Origin of the sequence: Pseudomonas sp. UW4 (genome assembly GCF_000316175.1) — a bacterium.
Taxonomy (GTDB): Bacteria; Pseudomonadota; Gammaproteobacteria; order Pseudomonadales; family Pseudomonadaceae; genus Aquipseudomonas; species Aquipseudomonas laurylsulfatiphila.
On record NC_019670.1, the window covers coordinates 1,731,128 to 1,750,844 of the forward strand.

At 56.4% G+C, this 19,717-nt stretch carries 17 protein-coding genes and 1 pseudogene; 12 read left to right on the forward strand and 6 right to left on the reverse strand.

Features of this window, described 5'->3' with window-relative positions:
• Positions 1-211: 211 nt before the first annotated feature.
• Positions 212-556 (reverse strand): LuxR family transcriptional regulator, encoded by a 345-nt coding sequence (locus PPUTUW4_RS30545; RefSeq protein WP_083884542.1) that lies wholly within the window; start codon positions 554-556, stop codon positions 212-214.
• Between the two features lie 397 nt (positions 557-953).
• On the opposite strand from PPUTUW4_RS30545, the gene PPUTUW4_RS07585 reads away from it, so the two are divergent.
• Positions 954-1,793 (forward strand): hypothetical protein, encoded by an 840-nt coding sequence (locus PPUTUW4_RS07585; RefSeq protein ID WP_015094082.1) that lies wholly within the window; start codon positions 954-956, stop codon positions 1,791-1,793.
• Here the strand turns inward: PPUTUW4_RS07585 and PPUTUW4_RS30550 are convergent.
• Positions 1,750-1,947, reverse strand: coding sequence for a hypothetical protein (locus PPUTUW4_RS30550; RefSeq protein ID WP_275450458.1), 198 nt, complete (start codon positions 1,945-1,947; stop codon positions 1,750-1,752). The two genes, PPUTUW4_RS07585 and PPUTUW4_RS30550, sit on opposite strands and share 44 nt — an antisense overlap.
• 399 nt (positions 1,948-2,346) lie before the next feature.
• Between PPUTUW4_RS30550 and PPUTUW4_RS27875 the strand changes: the two genes are divergently transcribed.
• From PPUTUW4_RS27875 to PPUTUW4_RS07615, 7 genes and pseudogenes are all read left to right on the forward strand, one after another.
• Complete coding sequence (locus PPUTUW4_RS27875; RefSeq protein WP_015094083.1) at positions 2,347-3,219, forward strand: fibronectin type III domain-containing protein; 873 nt, start codon at positions 2,347-2,349, stop codon at positions 3,217-3,219.
• Positions 3,220-3,266: 47 nt separating this feature from the next.
• Positions 3,267-3,560, forward strand: a pseudogene (locus tag PPUTUW4_RS27880) (hypothetical protein); the annotation flags it as partial.
• A 452-nt stretch (positions 3,561-4,012) separates the two neighbouring features.
• A complete protein-coding gene (locus PPUTUW4_RS07595; RefSeq protein ID WP_015094085.1) occupies positions 4,013-4,507 on the forward strand; it encodes a CS1 type fimbrial major subunit in 495 nt (164 codons plus the stop codon).
• Positions 4,508-4,611: 104 nt separating this feature from the next.
• On the forward strand, positions 4,612-7,134 hold the full coding sequence (locus tag PPUTUW4_RS07600) for a TcfC E-set like domain-containing protein (RefSeq protein ID WP_015094086.1): 2,523 nt from the start codon (positions 4,612-4,614) through the stop codon (positions 7,132-7,134).
• 50 nt (positions 7,135-7,184) lie between these two features.
• Positions 7,185-8,405: a hypothetical protein gene (locus PPUTUW4_RS07605; protein WP_041474803.1), complete on the forward strand. Its 1,221-nt coding sequence runs from the start codon at positions 7,185-7,187 to the stop codon at positions 8,403-8,405.
• 59 nt (positions 8,406-8,464) lie between these two features.
• Complete coding sequence (locus PPUTUW4_RS07610; protein WP_015094088.1) at positions 8,465-9,202, forward strand: hypothetical protein; 738 nt, start codon at positions 8,465-8,467, stop codon at positions 9,200-9,202.
• A gap of 270 nt (positions 9,203-9,472) precedes the next feature.
• Positions 9,473-10,291: an alpha/beta fold hydrolase gene (locus PPUTUW4_RS07615; protein WP_015094089.1), complete on the forward strand. Its 819-nt coding sequence runs from the start codon at positions 9,473-9,475 to the stop codon at positions 10,289-10,291.
• A gap of 62 nt (positions 10,292-10,353) precedes the next feature.
• Here PPUTUW4_RS07615 and dsbG read toward each other — a convergent pair whose 3' ends face one another.
• The 4 genes from dsbG to PPUTUW4_RS07635 form a co-directional block, all read right to left on the reverse strand.
• Positions 10,354-11,121, reverse strand: coding sequence for a thiol:disulfide interchange protein DsbG (gene dsbG, locus PPUTUW4_RS07620; protein WP_015094090.1), 768 nt, complete (start codon positions 11,119-11,121; stop codon positions 10,354-10,356).
• Positions 11,097-11,951: a TlpA disulfide reductase family protein gene (locus tag PPUTUW4_RS07625; protein WP_015094091.1), complete on the reverse strand. Its 855-nt coding sequence runs from the start codon at positions 11,949-11,951 to the stop codon at positions 11,097-11,099. Before PPUTUW4_RS07625 ends, dsbG begins: the two co-directional genes overlap by 25 nt.
• The gene (dsbD, locus tag PPUTUW4_RS07630; protein ID WP_015094092.1) at positions 11,951-13,687 is read right to left on the reverse strand and encodes a protein-disulfide reductase DsbD; all 1,737 of its coding nucleotides are present in this window, start codon (positions 13,685-13,687) and stop codon (positions 11,951-11,953) included. Before dsbD ends, PPUTUW4_RS07625 begins: the two co-directional genes overlap by 1 nt.
• A 95-nt stretch (positions 13,688-13,782) precedes the next feature.
• Complete coding sequence (locus PPUTUW4_RS07635) at positions 13,783-14,556, reverse strand: hypothetical protein (protein ID WP_227698113.1); 774 nt, start codon at positions 14,554-14,556, stop codon at positions 13,783-13,785.
• A 251-nt stretch (positions 14,557-14,807) separates the two neighbouring features.
• Between PPUTUW4_RS07635 and PPUTUW4_RS07640 the strand changes: the two genes are divergently transcribed.
• From PPUTUW4_RS07640 to PPUTUW4_RS07655, 4 genes are all read left to right on the forward strand, one after another.
• Positions 14,808-15,488, forward strand: coding sequence for a response regulator (locus PPUTUW4_RS07640; RefSeq protein ID WP_015094094.1), 681 nt, complete (start codon positions 14,808-14,810; stop codon positions 15,486-15,488).
• Positions 15,485-16,810: an ATP-binding protein gene (locus PPUTUW4_RS07645; RefSeq protein ID WP_015094095.1), complete on the forward strand. Its 1,326-nt coding sequence runs from the start codon at positions 15,485-15,487 to the stop codon at positions 16,808-16,810. The genes PPUTUW4_RS07640 and PPUTUW4_RS07645 overlap by 4 nt, the downstream gene beginning before the upstream one ends.
• A gap of 167 nt (positions 16,811-16,977) precedes the next feature.
• Complete coding sequence (locus PPUTUW4_RS07650) at positions 16,978-18,114, forward strand: IS3 family transposase (RefSeq protein WP_015094096.1); 1,137 nt, start codon at positions 16,978-16,980, stop codon at positions 18,112-18,114.
• A gap of 142 nt (positions 18,115-18,256) precedes the next feature.
• On the forward strand, positions 18,257-19,657 hold the full coding sequence (locus PPUTUW4_RS07655; protein WP_015094097.1) for an aspartate aminotransferase family protein: 1,401 nt from the start codon (positions 18,257-18,259) through the stop codon (positions 19,655-19,657).
• Positions 19,658-19,717 lie beyond the last annotated feature (60 nt).

The window sequence follows — 19,717 nt, forward strand, 5'->3', positions numbered from 1 at the left end:
GTTTCCAATCTGGAAAATTCAGGGCTCGTCACCGCTGCTTTGCTGGAGTTCCTGGCTGCGAGAACCTGGTCAAACCTGTAGAAATCCCTGCAATGGAATATGCCAGTGCGGGCGATGTTCGAGTGCAACCCGGTGGAGGAACTGGCTGGGGTCAACCACGGGTTCGTGGCGAACCGGGCTCTACCGAGTCAATCCTGTGCACATTGGCGCGCTACAAACTTTTCGACGCTAATCGGGTTATCTGCACAACCGTTGGATGAAGTTCTGTCTCTCCCTCCAAATGGATCAATCCCATTTCCAGTGCTTTGATCAACGCCAGCCAGCGCGAGCTGACGCGGAATTTTCGACGAATATTGCAGAAGTGATAATTCACTCCCGCCTCAGAGCAATTGAGGATCCGTCCGATCTCCCAGGACGATTTGCCAATGGCACACCACTTCAGGATTTCCTGTTCTTTGGCAGAGAGAATCGGGGGGATATGAGGTGTATCCACATAGCTGTGGGGTTTGGCGGGTAGCGTACTGGGTTGGAACTGGATTGGGCTCGCAGTGTGCATGGCTGGTCTCCCGGGGTAGGGGCGCCTCGGACGGCGGTGAGTAACTCCAGGACTCTGTTATAGCGCGATTCAGCGTCGTTGGAACCTGTAAGAAATAACAGGTCGGTGGGCTGTATTCGCAGGCTGGTTGCGAGTGCAAGTTCAGGGGGGACTGAGTTGATAGCGTTTTTTCGGGAGTGTATGCGTGTTGCAGCGATTGGGTTTGTTAAAGCGAATGGGACGGTAAGTGTTAAGTTTTTGAAAAGTTGAAGTTTTTCGCGGGTTGGAGGTGTTTTTTTATCGAGTACTAGCAGTTCTGCTAGTTTGTGGGTGGCTTTTTTTATGGGTTAATGCAGGTGCGGAGTGTTTTTATGAAGAAAGCACTGTGGTTGTAAAATTTTTCTTGTGGAGATGGTAAATGAATCAGCCAGTTTTCAATAAGCTAAAATTCGACCAGTCACCTCTTTCCTGGAAAGTTGTAGGTGTGACAAGAAATACTATAGAGCTATCGTGGGAGAATCGCGATGAGCTAGTGGAATACAGTCTTGTTGCGAGTGATAACTCAGGTCAAGTGATTTATCAAGGGCCCGATACAAAATTTACTGTCGATTCGCTTAAGTCAAATACCCGATATGTTTATTTTCTTACTGGGCGCAGTGCTGATGGGAAGAAGGTTAGGCCGACCTTGGTTGTCGGAAAGACGGCAGTTAGAGGTGTTCCGGAAAAACCAACACATTTGCGGGAGCATTTTAAAACGACCGATTCAGTAATATTGGTGTGGGATGATGGGGAAGTAGATGGTGGTGTGCCTCGTTATCTTGTAAAACGAGACGGGACTACGCTCGAAGTGGTTGAAGATACTGCCATTTGGGATACAACTCCTCAGCAGGGAAGGGACCATATTTACTGCGTAACTACCGTTGATGATGAATTTTATGAATCTGAACCTCTCTGTATAGAGGTCTCCTTCGACGATATTACCGCACCTACAAAACCTACGAATATGCATGTCGAAGAGATTCAGGTGAAAGTGAGATGGACCCCAGTGTACGACAGTTCCGGTAGGGTTACTTATCACCTTGATCTGGGCCTCGGTAAACCAGTGGGGACGACAACGGAACCGTGGTATCTGTTTACCGGACTGCAATCGGGGAAACCATATGAAATGGGAGTGACGGCCTTCGATGAAAGCGGTAATGAGTCGGAGAGGGAGGTCATTCACTATCCGGCACAGGGTATTCCTCCTCAGAGGAAATAGTCGTTTCCCTGTGTCGCTGACTATGTCTGTATAAAAAGTCCCGATGACTGTGCATCGGGATTTTTTTTGTGCGTGAACTGACGCCGAATTTTCGCACGATATTGCCGATGTGATAGTTCACCCCCGCCTCAGACCGCGCAAGATTCTGCGCGATCTCCCAAGATCACTTGCCCATGGCGCACCACTTCAGAATTTCGAGCTCTTTGGTGGACAGTTACGGCTAGATAGGTGATGTGTCCGCACAGTTGTGGGGAGCGCCGCGCGGCGTTGTGGATTGGAACTGTGTCGAACTCGCAATGTGCATGGCTGTTCTCCCGAGCTTTCGGCGGTGCTGAAAAGGTCATGGGTGTTTTATTGCGCGATTCTGGGCGGTTGGAACCTGTTAGAAATAACAGGTGGCGCGGATTTTTTGGTGGCTGGAACGAATCTGTAGTGCATGGTTTAAGTGTTTTCAACTAGTAGATCTGTCAGTTTTGGTTACCTGGATTTGATGCTTGAATGGTGCTGCGGTTAAAAATTAAATGCGGATTCGGTAATTTATAAGGTGGTTGTCATGAATACTTCTGTTTCTGTTTCTGGTTTAGTGTCGCCTGGTCGGGATGCTAGTGCTAATGAGACTCCTAAAGGTGAAATTAGGCTTGATAGTGTAGGTAGGAGAGAGTTCACGGTTACTGTGAATTTTTTTATCCCGGGGAATGGTACTGCTGTGTTTTTGCATCAGCCTTCAGGTGGAACTCGTCAGCTGGGGGTTGCTTGGTACGGTAGTTCAAGTTGGACGGTTACTGATTTGCTTCCTCTCCAAACGTACAAAATTTCCCTTGGTCCGGGGATCGTTCCACCTATAGAAATTAATGTCACCACATTAGGAGCTAATCCTACTCCTCCGAATCATTTCACTCCTTTCTTTCAAACGGAGAGTGAAGTTTACTTCTTTTGGGATGGAGGCAAGGTCGACACTGGCGAACCGCGTTTTGAAATACGGCGAGACGGAGTGCTACTCGAGATAGTAGATAAACCTCCCTATAGGGATAACACTCCAATGCAAGGGCGTGATCACCAGTATTGCATTCGAACTGTTGATGAGGAATTTCTTTATTCGGACCCTCTTTGTGTTACCGTAAAATTTAAAGACGTCACAGCACCCACAGTCCCTTCAAACTTGCGCACCAGTAATCTTGGTCTGATATTGAGTTGGGAGCCGTCGTACGACAGTTCTCCAGTGGTTAATTATAGAATTTATCAAGTTGAGCAGGGTGGAGAAGAAATTGTAGCGGGGACGACAGTGGAAACGGAGTTTGCTGTTACCAAATTGCAACCGGGGCGTCGATATGTATTTGGAGTGACGGCCTTCGATGACTCCGGTAATGAGTCGGAGAGGGCGACCATTCAGTATCCGGCGCAGGGTATTTCTCTTCAGAGGAAATAGTCGTTTCCCTGTGTCGCTGACTATGCATGTATAAAAAATCCCGATGCCTGTGCATCGGGATTTTTTTGTGGGTGCGCCAGGCATGGCGAGTTGCGCGCAAGCGCAACCAGCGTGCGTATAAACGCGTGGTCAGCGATGAGGGCACACCGGGTACCGATGGCATGACGGTCGACCTGTTGGCGGACTATTTGAAACAGTATTGGCCGATCCTCAAGACTCGGTTGCTGGCCGGCGAGTACCACCCGCAAGGCGGCCCGCTCTCGCCGCTGCTGTCGAACATCCAGCTCAACGAACTCGACCGCGAGTGGGAACGGCGGAGCCATCGTTTCGTACGTTATGCCCGAACACAAAATTTCTGACACCCCCCGGTGGTGTGAGAGGACGGCGGATGCAAATCCGCCTCATACTCGATTGCCGGTAAGCACGTCCGTTGGACTTTCACATAAAAGATCTCTTTCAGCCAGGTACGCCCCCGGGATCTACTGCCCTGCCTCCTTGATGAACACTTCCCGACATCCCTGAAGAGCTTCAAAACACTCTCAGACAACACTTGCGCAACGGGCCAGCGGCACTCGGGCCTCTTTCATTAGTCGCGCGCGAAGGTTTTTTGTGCAGGGATTTGTCCTACAGAATGTTCGGATAGGTCTTGCATACCGGTCCTACGGAAAACGAGAAGATGCGCGCCGTTGAAACGCAACATCATATTTGTTGGTGTTGATCAATAACCCGGTGCCTGACTTTTGTCGCTTGGCCGAAGCGCGCACTATCAATCAGATGTTTAAAGGTAATTCCAATGTTCAAGAAAATTGCAATTTCTGCCCCGGTGCTTGCTTTGGCTTTTGTTTCCTCGGCTGCCATGGCTGTTCCACAAACTCACACCATTGAAGTCTACGCTGATATTCCGAGCACCGACTTCTATGTGCAGCCATCCAACCTCGATACTGTACAAAAGCCTCAGCAATTGGCCTGGGATATTGACACTTCCACGCTGAAAGGCATCAGCCGTAACTTCAAGGTGAAAAGCAACGTTTCCATTGGCACAGCCCCTGCCATCAAGGCAACTCTGATGGACCCGGCGTTCATCACCTCTGGCGAAGATGATATTCAGTTGACCGTCAAGTTTAATGACGTTGATTTGACTGATGGCAGCGAAAAAGAAGTTTTCGCTGCTGATGCTGCGAAAACTGAAGTCATCGCCCCCCTGAGCATTGAGCCAATCGCACCTGCCGCCGGTTACAAGGAAGGTAACTACACCGGATTCGTTCGTGTGATGTTCGACGCACCTTGATAATTGTTGGATAAGTTCCAGCTAACAGTAAGTCCTTTATGTGGCCGGCGCAGTCGGCCGCATTCTTTCTTGCACGTGCAAGCGCTAACTTGAGATATTGATCAATGTTTCCGATGACTCCTATCGCAGGAGCGCTTGCGCTAATTTTTTGCGCAGGCGCGCTTGCCAGTGAAAGCCAGCCTGCGAACAAGTCCGTAAGTTTGCTCCAGCAGGCTGAAGGTTTGCCTGCAGAGTTTCATGAATTCTTTTTTGATGTTCCATTGGCTGTTCGAGTCGAAGTCGATCGACAGTTCCTGGGTGAAGCCATGATCCTGTTGACCCGCGATGAGCGAGTGACGCTGATCAACTTTACGGATACACGCAACAGTGACCTTGCTTCGAGCGAGCGTGATGAGTGGGCCGCTTTCCTGACGCAGGGCGCGACGTTGGGCGCCTGTAAAAGTGGCTGCCCTCGGCAATTGCAGTCGGTTTACTACAGTCTGGAAGACTCGATGGTGTCGTTGGTGACGGAGAACGCCGAGCGCGATCCGCAAATCCGCCAGTTTCATGATCAGCCTGAAGGCGGCAGCCACGGTATGATTGTGCGCAATCAACTGAACATCAGCGGCGGTCAGCAGCAGAATATCGCCGGCCGTTATGGCCTGGAGGCAACCGCGAGCCTGGGCAACTGGACGAACACGTTCAATGCTCAACTGTCGCGCATGTCAGGGATGGACACTGGCATCAAGCATGCTGTCCATGAGTTGCATACCCAACGGGAACTGGAGGGCAGCTTCATCCGTGCCGGGTACTTCACGCCCAGTGCCCAAGGTCTGACTCGGTCTGTGCGCACCATCGGGCGAGGTCCCGACACGGTAATGGGCCTGATGTACGGCAGTTCCGACAGCTTGGCGATCGACAACGCCAACCCCAGTCTCTATCCCATTACGGTGACCGCCAACCGCCAGGCGATGGTGGAAATCTATCGCAACGGTGTGCTGATCAACAGTCAGCAGGTGGCGAGCGGTCTGCAGGCGCTCGATACACGTCCGCTGCCCGGCGGAATCTACGAAGTGGAAGTACGGGTGGTCGAAGACGGTCAAGTGATTACCACCACTTCAGAGCTTATTTACAAGCCCACTAACTGGCGCAACCCGGAAAATCGCTGGCGCTACAACCTGTTCGCCGGTCGCGAGAGCAAACTGCTCAGCAATTGGCAGGAGCGCGATGACGGTGAACTGACGGCAGGCGCGGCCTTTAACTTCTTGCTGCATCCGCGAGTTGTCCTGGGGCTTTCAGCCCGTCAGGTCAAGGAGCAGATGCAGTTGGGCACCTCTGCCGACTGGACGGTGGGCGAGAAAACGTCCCTTTACACCAGCCTTTCCCAGACCAAGGGCGAAGGCACGGGGATGGAGTTGCAAGGTGTGCATCGCTACAACGGCGGCAGTCTGGTGTTGCGCCATCAGCGCAGCTGGCTGGACACCCGTAATACTTACGAAGTGCTGCCGGACGGGACACACATCCGTCAACGCAACACCTACAACGGACAAACCAGCAATACATCGCTATCGGTGAGTCAGCGCTTGAACAGCAAGAGCTCGGTCAGCGCGCAAGTCTCCCAAAGTCAGGGTTATTCCGAAGGCGTGGGCATCGACCTGAGCTGGACCCGCAACGCACAGTTGTTCGGCAACCGCGCCGACTGGCGCGTGGCGGTGTTCGATCGACCAGGCACGGTTGGCACTGCCGACCAGCGAAACCGCGGGATCGATATCAGCCTGCGCATGGCACTGGGTTCCGACGGTCACCAGGTGAGCGGTAGCGTCGGTCAACGTACATCGCGTGACGGTGGACGCGATCCGAATGCGTCCGTCACCTATCGTCGCGACCTCGAGGATCACGTCCTGCAAAGTGTTTCTGCAACCGTCAGCAAGGATGTGTACGGGACAGGTCAGGCGGGCACGGCTGATTTCAAGACTGACCAGGTCAGCGGTTCGATGCATGCGCAACGTTCCTCCTACAACGGTCAGATCAGCGGCGGTTTGAATCTGGACAGTACTTTGGCGGTCAGTGGCAAAAAACTCGTAATGAGTAGCCAGGCCTCGACCGGAGAGGCGGGAATGATCGTCGATGTCGAGAGCGATCTCGATGATATCGAGCTGCGGGCCGACGACTTCGCCGGTACCCACGCCACGTTGCGGCCGGGGCGCAATTTCATTCCCGTTTCGGCGTACAAGAACGGCACGGTGAATTTCGATTTCAAGGGCACCGATGTTCCTGCGGCGGCAATCCAGCCTGCGCGCACCACCTATCACTTGAACAAGGGAGGGGTGGATTATCGCCAGGTGCGCATTCTGAAGACCGTGACCGTGATGGGGCGTCTGTTGGATGCCGGTGGAAAACCGTTGAAAGGCCATCACGTCATCAACCATGCCAGTCGTGGTGTCAGCGAAGTCGATGGGTTCTTTTCCATGGAGCTTAGCGAGAATTCTCCTACACTCGAAGTGCGGCACGACAGTCAGTTGTTATGCCAGTTCAGGCTCGATCCAGCCTCCCAGCGTCGAGAGAATGATGTGCTGATGGTAGGGGATCTGCGGTGTCATCCGGACACCTTGGCCGAAGCTGCTTATAAGTCTGAGAAGGCCAGTTGATGGGCACTTATACAAAAGCAGTCAGAACATGGCGTACACAGGACAGTCAAATGAACAAGTTAATCAACCGTCTGGTGCTGGGATCGGCACTTTGCGGGTTTGCAAGTTTAGCCAATGCCGCTGAATTGGAGGTACAAGCCGAGATCAGCCCGGATCCGCTTAATCCGGGAAGCGCGGAGATTATCAATCAGACACCTCAAACCGGGTATTGCACGGAATATCCGGCTAATTGCTATAGTAAGGGGATTCGAAGTAACAGCTTCTCTATTGCTTTTACGTCGTCAGGGGGCATTGCCAAAGATCATGTGATCCCTTTTGGTTTTCCGGCGACATGGCGCAGATTTACTGTCCAGCATGCGGTGATTCCTGGCGAAACAGCGGAGATCGAAATTCGCATTGCCGGAGTGGGGACCCGTTATCGCTTGAGTAGAACAGTGCAAGCAATAGTCGGACTTCCGGCGGATTTTCCTGTGTTTGATTCTCACGCCTATCTCTGGCAACCCTCGTGGGCTGAGGCAACTGGTTCCTGCCGGCAAGTCAATGATACTTCCCAGGGGGCTGATGACAATGGAACAGATTTTACGGCATTTTGGTTGACCCCCCAGAACGTCACCACTTGCTCAAGGAGTCCGAAATACAACATTCCCGGAATGACTTTGCAACGGCTCGATGTACATTATGAACTGCGGGCTGTTCGACCGGAGCAGTTGATAAGTGGCGAATATGAAGGGTCGTATACTTACTCCACCAGCGGCGATTTCGATATGGGTGTCTTGACCCCCAATGACGGTGCAATGACATTCAATTTGAACCTGGCGGTAAAGCAGGACGTCAACATCAAAATGCCCGCCGACAGTATTGCCCTGGCACCCAAGGGCGGCTGGATGGAGTGGATCACCCATGGAAGACGACCCGAGAAAATACTGGGTGACTTGCGGTTTTTCATCTTGACGTCTACGCCGTTTAAAATGGATCTCAGCTGCAGTCAACCGGGAGCTGGAACCTGTCTGATAAGCAACGGTACCCACGAAGTACCTGTCGATATCAGTGTCAGCCTGCCAAATCCTTGGGTGGACGATGCAGGCCAGTCGGTAGCACGGCGTCCGCTGAAGATAGGCGGTGCCGGCCTGGAGCATCTGAAGCCAGCAGGTTTGCCCACTCGACAACCCAGCCTGCTGCATTTTGAAGTGCAGCAAGATTCAGTTGCAACAATGCACGACGATAGCAGTTATCGAGGAACCGTTAATATAACGTTTGATTCCGATATCTAATTGCAGTAGCAAAGCCTGAGGCTTACTCAGGCTGTTGTCCCAGTACGAGGCTATATCTCATGAAATCCATTTATATGTTATTGTGCACGTTTTTCTTCAGTCTGTGCGCGCACGCCGGCCCCAGCCTGCAAATTGGTAGCTTCTATGACTTTATGAAGGGCGATCAAAGTACCTATCTGAAACGTATTCATAACGGTGGTACTTCAACGGCGTTCGTCAAGATCGAGATCAAGGAGATTTTTTATCAGCAGAATGGAAACTCCCGCGAAGAGCCCTTGAAGAGTGTTGATGGCAGTACCCGTGACGGCCTGGTCGCCAGCCCGGCCAGGCTAATCGTACCGGCCAAAGGAACTCAGGGTACCCGCCTGCTGTATACCGGCGATCGGAGTAAAGAGCGCTATTTTCGCGTTCGTTTTCTACCCGTTGTTCCCGAAAAAGAAGACAAGTTCGCCGTCTCGGACACTGAGCGTGAAACGTATGAAAAGGAAATGTCAGCCGGTTTTAACGTAATGGCCGGTTATGGCATGGTGTTCTTTGTTCGACCGGGCAATACCCGTTTTGATACCAAAATCGATAACACTGCCAATGGTTATCAAGTGAAAAACAATGGCAATAGTGTAGTTGTCATCGATTCCTTCAAGGATTGTTCGGCGAAGAACGAAGATGATTGCAAACCGACCAGAAAAGTTCACTTGATTCCAGGTCATGATTTCGCGTTCGACAAACAAGCGGGTCGAGTCTATCGCTATAACCTGATCGAGGACGAAAAGAAGACACCTGTGCAAGTGAAGGGATAGTTCGGTTTGCGTGGCCACTGTCATTTTGACTATGGCCACGCTTGCTTTCGGGGGCTGATTACCCATTCATGTGGCATTAGTCATGTTGACCCGAAAATATTCGACAACTTGTCCGGTGACACTGCAACTCGCCCTTGCCGGTGGCTTGGTGATTCTGGCTCGCAAGCTCGCTCGCGAAGGCGGGGGCACAAACGCACACACTCCAGCGATTGACGAGGGACTGTCAGCCACTCAGTCTTCCGGCTCCATTTTTATTCGCGGAGACAGTCGATGCCCTACGTAACAATAGATGGACAACCCCTTCACTACATCGATCAAGGCAGCGGCCCGACGGTTCTGCTGGCCGGTAGTTACCTGTGGGACCAGGCCATGTGGGGACCGCAGATCGCCGCGCTGTCGCAACAGTATCGTGTGATAGCCCTGGACCTGTGGGGACACGGCCAATCCGGGCCATTGCCTGTCGGTACGACTTCACTGGATGACATTGCGCGTCAGGCTCTGGTCTTGCTCGATCATCTGGACATCGAGCGGGTCACCCTGGTCGGCCTGTCGGTCGGCGGCATGTGGGGCGTGCGTCTGGCGCTGTCGGCAGCGCACCGGCTCAATGGCCTGGTGTTGATGGACACCTACCTCGGCGTCGAACCGGAACCGACTCGCCAGTACTACTTTTCACTGTTGAAGCAGATCGAAGAGGCGGGTGTCATCACTCCAGCGCTGCTGGATATCATAGTGCCGATCTTCTTTCGCCCCGGCATCGACCCGCAGTCGCCTCTGTACCAGAACTTCCGTGCGGCGCTGGCGGCTTTGCCCACCGATCGCCTGCGTGAAAGCATCGTGCCGATGGGGCGCATTACCTTTGGCCGTGATGACTGTATGAACCGGCTGGGCGAGCTAGACAGTGCCAGCACACTGGTGATGTGCGGTGCCCAGGACATTCCGCGTCCGCCGGAGGAAGCCCGTGAAATGGCCGAGTTGATTGGCTGCCCGTGTGTGCTGGTGCCAGAAGCTGGGCATATTTCCAGTCTGGAAAATCCGGAGTTTGTCAGCCAGGCGCTGTTGGAGTTTTTGGCTGAACGCAATCCGGAGTAGGTTTAACGAAAAAGATCGCAGCCCTTTAGGAGCTGCCGAAGGCTGCGATCTTTTGATCCTGCTTACTTCGGCCCGAGAATCTTCACCAGTTTGTCCGGTGACGGCGCGCCTTGCTGCTGTTGCAACTCACCTTTGGCATCCATGTAGAAAATCGCCGGGGTCGCCTGCAGCTCCAGCTCTTCCATCAATTGCATGTTGGCCGCAAGTTTTGCCTGAACCGCTGGCGGCACTTCCTTCAAGGCCTTGAGCGAGCTGCCCTTGCCGGCGGCTTCGTGGTCCTGCAGGGCTTTTTCCGGGTCTTTGGCGGCGAGCAGTGCGGCTGATTTCCCGGGGCTGTCTTCGCGGATGATGCCCACCATGATGTGGCGCAACTGCACCTTGCCGGCCTTGACCCACGGCCGGGCCTGTTCCCAGAACATGTTGCAGTACGGGCAGTTCGGGTCACTGAACAGGTACACCACGCGCGGCGCATCCTTCTTGCCGTCACCGATCCAGTTGCTGGTTTCGAACTTGGCCCAGACTTCCTTGGCCATCGGCGCATACACCAGTTTCTGCAATGGCGCGCTGCTCAGGTCATTGCCCTCGGCGTCGTACAGGTTGCCCAGTAGTACGTGTTTACCGTCCGGTGTCAGGTACAGCGCCATGCCGCGGCCCTGGTATTGCGCGGCATACCCGCGCAAGCCGTCAGGGGCGTCGAATTGGCCGACGATTTTCGCGCCCTTGGCCTCGATTTTCCTGATCGCATCGGGCAACTCTTCGGCCTGTACCGACGGCAGGTGCAGCAGGGCGACACCGAGGCTCAGGGTCAACAGGTGGCGGAGGCGGGGCATGGCAGTTTCCTTGAAGAGGTGGCGGGTACGGTGTCGAAGTTTTCCAGTGCGCGAGCCAGGCTGGCGTTTGACAGCTCACCCAGATGGCTGCCCAGCAGGCGACCTTCGGGGCTGTAGAACAGCGTAGTCGGTAATGCCATGGAACCGACGGCCTGGCTCAGTCGCCCGCCGCCGTCGAACAGCACGTTGGACAGGCTCAGGCCCTGGGTTTCCAGAAAGGTCGCGACGCTTTGCATGCTTTCCGCCTGATTGACGAACAGGAACGTCAGGTCCGGACGTTGTTGCTGGGCGCTTTCCAGCACCGGCATTTCCCGGCGGCACGGCGGGCACCAGGTTGCCCAGAGATTGATGACCAACGGGCCGCCCTTGTAGTCGGCCAGTTGCACGGTTTCGCCGGCGGCGTTGCGCAGGGCGATTTCCGGCAGGCGCGTGCCTTGTTCATAAATCGACAGGGAGAACGTTGCCAACACCCAGAACGCCAGGCCGCTGGCCGCGCCAAAGCCCAGTGGGCGGCGCAACCCCGGGCGACGCCAGCCGCGATACAGCGTGGCGAGCAGCACGACAATCACCCCCGGCCAGGCGAGAAAACCGCCATCGCGCAGGTCGATGATCTGCCACGGATCATTGTGGTAGTGCGCCCAATAGACCGCCACGAAACCGATCCGGGCCGCCAGCATGCCCAGCAGGAACAGACTGAACAGCGCGGACTCGGGGTTTTCTCCGCCGCGCTTGGCCACCCGCCAGCCGACAAAAGTGGCCAGCGCCAACGCGCTGATCAGCAGCAGGTGATTGAGCGCGATGGCAAAGGTGCCGAGGGTGAAGGTCAGCATCAACGGGCGTCTCGGGTGGTGATCCAGCGTTGCAGGAAAGTGTCGGCATCGACCTCGCCGGTGATGCGCTGGCTGCGCCGTTCTTCACCGTCAGCGCCAATCCACAGCAGGCTCGGTGGTCCAGGCACTTTGTAACGGCCGAGCAACTCGCGGCTGGCGGCATTGTCGGCGGTGACGTCCAGGCGGAGCAAGCGCACATCGCTCAAGGCTTCAAGCACATGGGGTTTGCCGAAGACCTGCTTTTCCATGACCTTGCACGACACACACCAGTCGGCGTAGTAATCCAGCAACACCCACTGGCCCTGAGCCTGCGCCACATCGAACTCCCTTTGCAGCGCACTCGGGTCCTTGATCGTAGTGAAGGCGTCGTGGCCGGTCGGCATGGCAGCGACGGCGGAACTGGACGCGCGGAAGACCTGTAACGGCTTGAGCAGATCATCACTGCCGCCGGCCGCACCGATCATCAACAGACTGCCCCACAAGCCGAGCAGCAACGAGCTGGCACCGAACAGGTGAGCAGTGCGACCGAAGCCATCCGACTGTTTCCAGGCACTGTACGCCGCAATCAGCAACAACGCCCCGCACAGGCCGACCCACAGCGACTCATCCAGTACCGGGCGCAACATCAGCAGCGCCGTGGCGAGGAACAGGAAGCCGAAAATGCCTTTGACCAGGTTCATCCACGCACCCGGCTTGGGCATGAAGCGATTGCCAACGGTCACCAGCAACAGCAGCGGCACACCGATGCCGATGCCCAGGGCGAACAGAATCAATCCGCCATGCAACGCGTTACCGCTTTGCGCGATGTACAGCAGCGCGCCGGCCAGTGGTGCGGTCATGCAGGGCCCGACCAACAGACCGGACAGGGCGCCCAGCACCCCGGCGCCGATCAGGCTGCCGCCGCGCTGATTACGCGAAACGTTTTCCAGTCGATCCCGCACGGCCACCGGCAATTGCAGCTCGAAGTAGCCGAACATCGGCAGCGCCAGCAACACGAAAATCACCGCGAAACTGCCCAGCAGCCAGGGGTTCTGCAACCAGGCTTGCAGGTTCGCCCCCAGGGAGGCGGCCAGGACACCCATCGCCGCATACACCAGCGCCATGCTGACCACGTAACTGCCGGCCAGGGCGAAACCACGCTTGGGCGAGGCGCCGCTGCCGACGATCAGCCCGGCCAGAATCGGCAGCATCGGCAGTGAGCAAGGGGTGAAGGCCAGCAGCAGGCCCAGACCGAAGAACACCAGCAGGCTCCAGCCCAGCGCCCGTTGTTGCAGGTCGCTGGCCAAGGCCTGGTCTGGCGCTTCGGTGGCTGAATTGACTGTGGCACTGTCGCCCAGGTTTACGACCTGGGTTTGCGGTGGATAGCACAAACCGGCATCCGCACATCCCTGGAAGCCCACCTTGATCTGGCCACTGGTCCCGGCAGGGATTTTCAGTTCCAGGCCTTGTCGATAAACCTGCTGCTCACCGAAAAACTCGTCGCTGTGGGCCTCGCCCTCCGGTAGCACGGGTTTGTGCTGTTCCGGCAGGCCATCGAATTTCAGGCGCTTCTGATACAGGTAATAGCCGTCGGCAATCTGCCAGAACAGCTGGGTTTCACCGGATTCCAGGCGTTCGGAAGTAAAAATGAAGGCTTTGCCGACCGGAAGAAATTCAGGTTTGGTTTCGAACGGATTTGTTCCCGCCTGGGCCAGACCCGAGATCAAGAGAACAAAAAACAAAAACAGTCGACGCATGGAAAAACCTTGGCTCAGTGCAGGTGAGGTGCACAATGTGCGGCGGCGATTAACCGATGATTAACCGCCGCTCGCTTGCCATGGTCTGACCAGGCTCAGTCGCGAAGCAGACCCGGCCAGCTGTTTTCATCGACCTTCTCGGGGCCGTGCACGAGTTCGCCATTGGGAATGGTATAGGTCATGAATTCATTATCGGTCAGGAAGATATGGAAAAGACTTTCCGCCAGCGTTCGGTCATTTTGTACGCCGGTGAGGATCCGATCCTTGTACGGTGCCAAGCCAGGCCAGGTGCGCTCATCGATGGGCTCAAGGCGCACATTCTTCTCGTACATATCAAACATGAAAGTGTGCCCGTCGTTCATAAGGAATCGAACGGGTGACTTTTTTCCTATCCAGTTTACACCGAAGCTTTCCCACCATGTGGCCGCCACAATTCTGTCAAAGTACGGAAGAATAGGGCGATAGTGAGTATCTGCCACAGGTCGACGGCGAGTGACCTTGTCATCATCCTGATCGTACCAGCAGCACATGGGGGTTTCGCCCTTGTAATAGAAAAGCAGAAGATAATCCCGGTCAAAAGCTTCTTGCCCATCGAACCTGTAAATATTGGTGGTTGAGAACCCGAATCTCAGATTTTTGACGTCTGAGTGAAAACTGTCCCAATTACCTGAGTTGACTGATGCGGGGTATCCGTCTGGAAGGTTGCGGTATTCAGCATCGATTCGAGTGTAGGTTTCGGTATCTTTGAAAAAGAAGTAATAACGGTCTTTTCCTGATCGCCAATCTACGGCGACCACGTTTTTTAATGTACGCATAGTCTGATTCCTTTCAGTTTTATTGATGTTATTCAGCGGTACGTCCAGATCCATTTTCACGTGTCGATAGTGATCCGCTGGTTGCATGATTTTATGCAGTTGTTAAAAGGTCTGTTCAGTGAGCTTTGTTTCGTTATTTATATGTTCAGGTTAACGATTAGTTGTTCAAGTCTTGTTCAGACGGCAAGTAATAGCTGATACAACGGCTCCGGGTGGTCCTGGCGCTTCTCCTGATTCACATGGCTTGTCATAATTGGGCCTTAATCCTCACCTGCTTGACTCATGTTTTTACCCATGGAGCTGTCATGCACGTACTGGTTTGCGAAGACGATGAGCTGATCGCCAGCGGCATCGTTGCCGGCCTGACCGCCCAGGGCCTGACCGTGGAGCACGTGGCCACGGCGTCCGCTGCCCGGGCCATGCTCAGGGTCGCGGAATTCGATGTCATGGTGCTCGACCTTGGGCTGCCGGACGAAGATGGCCTCAAGCTGCTGCAACAGTTGCGTCATCAGGGCCTGGAGTTGCCGGTTTTGATCCTCACCGCGCGTGATTCGGTCACCGACCGCGTCGATGGCCTGCAAGCCGGTGCCGATGATTACCTGCTCAAACCCTTCGACCTGCGCGAACTCGCTGCGCGCTTGCACACGCTGTTGCGACGGGTGGCGGGGCGCAGCGTCAACCTGATCGAACACGGCGCCCTGACCTACGATCCGAGCAGCCGCGAGACCAAACTCGCCGGCCAGCCGGTGGATCTCTCGCGTCGCGAGCAGTCGCTGCTGCAAGCCTTGTTGCATAACCGTGGCCGGGTGCTGTCCACCGAGCAACTGAAGGACAGCGTCTACGGTTTCAACGACGAGCTGGAAAGCAATGCCCTCAACGTTCATATCCATCACCTGCGGCGCAAGCTCGGCAATGGCATTGTCGAGACCGTGCGCGGCCTGGGCTATCGCCTGGGGCCGGCTGATGGCGGAGAAGAATCGAAGTGATGAGTCTGCGTTTGCGCCTGAGCCTGACGCTCGGCGCCGCGTTTGCGCTGATCTGGGCCCTGGCCGCGGCCTGGATGCTCAGCGATTTGCGCAATCAAATGATGTTTTCCCTCGACCAGCGCCTGGTGGCGTCGGCACGCATGGTCGCCGGCCTGATGGAGCAACTGCCACCCCTGCCGAGCAAGGGCGAGGGCACCCACTTCAGCGCCGAACAACTGAACATACCGGGTGGCATGGCGTGCCAGGTCAGCTCGCTGCGCGGTGAAATCCTTGCCCGCAGCCACACCGATCCGCAGCAGACTCTGGAGGCCGAGAAGCTGGGTTTTCACGATCAGATGATCGACGGCGCGCCGTGGCGCAGTTTCACACTGGCCCGGGGCGATCTGCGCATTACCACTGCCGACCGGCAGATTGAGCGTGAGGCGTTGAACATGTCGATCCTGCTGGCCGCTTCGGTACCGGTGGGCGTGGCGCTGCTCGGTTGCCTGTGCCTGCTCTGGCTGGGCATCGGCCAGGGGCTGGCGCCGCTCAACCGCATGCGCGACGCCTTGATGCGCCGCAGCGCCGACTCCCTGGAACCCTTGCAGATCCAGCCATTGCCCAGCGAGCTGCAACCCTTGCTGGAAACCCAGAACCAGTTGCTCCAGCGTATCGGCAAGGCCATCGAGCGCGAACGTCGCCTGACTGGTGACGCGGCCCACGAGTTGCGCAGCCCGCTGACCGCCATCAAGACCCACCTGCAAGTGGCGCGCATGACCGACGGTAGCGCCCGGGACCAATCCCTGGCGCGCGCCGAAGAAGGGGCGGATCGCATGCACCGCACCCTCGAGCAATTGCTGTTGCTGGCGCGGGTCGAGGGCAGCCTGTCGTTTGACGACGGTGTGCAGTGCAACGCCGAGCAAGTGGCAAAACTGGCGATCCAGGATGCGGCGAGCGGTGATCGCCAGCGCATCAGGTTTCAGGCGCCGGGCAAGGTCTCCGCTGCGCCAGTACAAATGCCTGCCGTGCTGTCGATCGCCGCGCTGCGCAACTTGCTCGACAACGCACTGCGCCACACTCCCGCCGACAAAGCGGTGGAGTTGAGCCTGGAAACTACCGGCAATCGTGTGCAGTTCGTGGTGCGCGACCATGGGCCGGGGATTGCCGAAGAGGATTTGCAACACTTGACCCAACGCTTCTGGCGCAACGGCCATAGCACGGGTTGCGGCCTGGGGCTGGCGATCGTCCAGGCGATCGTTCAGCGTTGCGGTTGTACGCTGCATTTCGATAGCCGACCGGACGGCTTGCGGGTCGAGCTGACGATGCCGCTGCAACCAACCTGAAAAACACCACAAAACCCTGTGGGAGCGGGCTTGCTCGCGAAGAGGCCATTACATTCAACATCAATGTCGACTGTAACGCCGCCTTCGCGAGCAAGCTGAACTGGCCTAATGATTTTGGACACTTCAATCGGGCGCTATGATGGCGCCCAAATCTGAGGTGTTTGGATATGCGTAAATCTTATTCCAGTGAGTTCAAACTCAAGGCCGCCAGCATGGTGCTGGACGAGGGCCAGTCAGTTCCCGATGTTTGTGCCAGTTTGGATATTGGCCCTACGGCCTTGCGCCGTTGGGTCGACCAGGTTCGCAAAGAACGCTTGGGTTCGACCCCGGTGGGGGCCAAGGCAATCACCGCCGATCAGCGGGAGATTCAGCAGCTCAAAGCGTTGCTCAGGCAAAGAGACCTGGACATTGAAATCCTAAAAAAAGGCCAGTGCTCTCCTGCTTTTGGACTCCAAAGATCATTCTCGCTGATCAATGAGCTGGACGAGCAGTACGGCGTTAACAATTGCTGTCGGGCGTTTGCAGTCACCCGCAGCAGCTTTTACGCCTGGCGTCAGCGTCAGGGCAAGGTGAATCCTGAGCGGGAGAAACTTAAGGCCGTGCTGGTCAAGCATCACAAGGAATCCAGAGCGTCCGCAGGGTCTCGCACCCTGTCCAAGGAACTGCAAGCCAAGGGGCATCGTGTCGGGCGACATATGGCTCGCAGCTTGATGCGCGAAGCCGGTGTTGCCAGCCATCAACGGCGGCGGCACAAGTACAAATCTTCCGGCGTTGAGGCGCTGGTGGCGCCGCATGTGCTCAAGCGCAAGTTTGATGTCACTGCGGTTAACCAAGTGTGGTGCGGCGATGTGACCTACATCAAAGTCGGCACGCGCTGGATGTATTTCGCGGCGGTGCTGGATCTGTTTGCCCGCAGGATCGTGGGCTGGTCGTTTTCGATGATTTCCGATGCCACGCTGACCTGCGAAGCGTTGCGGATGGCGGTCGACCTGCGAGGCCGGCCAAAAGAGGTGCTGTTTCACTCTGACCAGGGCTGCCAATACACCAGTCATAAATTCAGGAAAGAAATGCGCAAACATGGCCTCCTGCAAAGCATGAGTCGCAAAGGTGAGTGCTGGGACAACGCTCCGATGGAGCGTTTCTTTGGAAGCCTCAAGTCAGAGTGGGTACCAGAAGATGGCTACCGCTCGGAACATGAGGCGCGGGTGGATGTGCAGCGTTATGTGATGCGTTACAACAACGTCAGGCTCCATAGCTACAACGGCTACCGGTCGCCGGTAGCTATGGAGAAACTGGCGGCATGAAACCGTAACTGGTGTCCAAAATTAGTTGACCAGTTCAAGCCCGCTCCCACAAAGGATCAGATGTATCTTCTCTCCATCCGCCTAAATCCTCACCCCGCTGATGCGTTTCCAGAACAGGAAAACCGTATTGAGGGGTCGAGAGATGTCAGTCGCTACCAGCCTTATCGAAGATCAGCCGGCGACGTCCGCTGAGACGCTTTATCAATTCAATGAATCGCCATTGCTGGCCCGCCAGAGACAGCAGGAATCAAACGCCCGCAGCTATCCGCGACGCATTCCCCTGGCGCTCAAGCGCGCCAAGGGTATTTACGTCGAAGACGTCGAAGGCCGCACGTTCATCGACTGCCTGGCCGGTGCCGGGACCCTGGCCCTGGGGCACAACCACCCGGTGGTGATCCAGGCCATCCAGCAAGTGCTGACCGATGAACTGCCGCTGCACACCCTGGACCTGACCACCCCGGTCAAGGATCAGTTCGTCCAGGACCTGTTCGGCCTGCTGCCGCCTGCCCTGGCCGCTGAAGCGAAGATCCAGTTCTGCGGTCCCACGGGCACCGATGCCGTGGAAGCCGCCCTGAAGCTGGTGCGTACCACCACTGGCCGCAGCACCGTGATCTCGTTCCAGGGCGGGTATCACGGCATGAGCCAGGGCGCGCTGAGCCTGATGGGCAGCCTCGGGCCGAAAAAGCCGCTGGGCGCCTTGCTCGGCAGCGGCGTGCAGTTCATGCCGTACCCTTACGATTATCGCTGCCCGTTCGGGCTGGGCGGTGCGCAAGGGGTGAAAGCCAACCTGAGCTATCTGGAAAACCTGCTCAACGACCCCGAGGCCGGTGTGCAGTTGCCGGCGGCGGTGATCGTGGAAGTGGTGCAGGGCGAGGGTGGGGTGATCCCGGCCGACCTGGACTGGTTGCGCGGTGTGCGGCGGATCACCGAAAAGGCGGGCGTCGCACTGATCGTCGATGAAATCCAGAGCGGTTTTGCCCGGACCGGCAAGATGTTTGCCTTCGAGCACGCCGGGATCATTCCCGATGTCGTGGTGATGTCCAAGGCCATCGGCGGCAGCCTGCCGCTGGCGGTGGTGGTCTACCGCGAGTGGCTCGACACCTGGCTGCCGGGCGCCCACGCCGGGACCTTCCGTGGCAACCAGATGGCCATGGCCGCCGGTTCAGCAGTGATGCGCTATCTGGTCGAACACAAAGTCTGTGAGCATGCCGCCGCCATGGGCGAGCGCCTGGCCGAGCACCTGCGCATTCTGCAACGGGACTTCCCGCAACTGGGTGATATTCGTGGGCGTGGCTTGATGCTCGGTGTCGAACTGGTCGATCCGACGGGCGCACTGGATGCCCAGGGTCACCCGCCGGCGTTCGCCCGCCTGGCCCCCCTGGTACAGCGCGAATGCCTCAAGCGTGGCTTGATCCTGGAACTCGGTGGCCGCCATGGCGCGGTGGTGCGCTTCCTGCCGCCACTGGTGATCAGCGCTGCGGAAATCGATCAGGTGGCCGGGATTTTCGGTCGGGCCCTGGCTGCTGCCACCCGCGATCTATAAATTTTTCGCGCCGCGTAACGTTCCTTCTACATAACGGCTGCGCACACGGCGCAGCCCGCC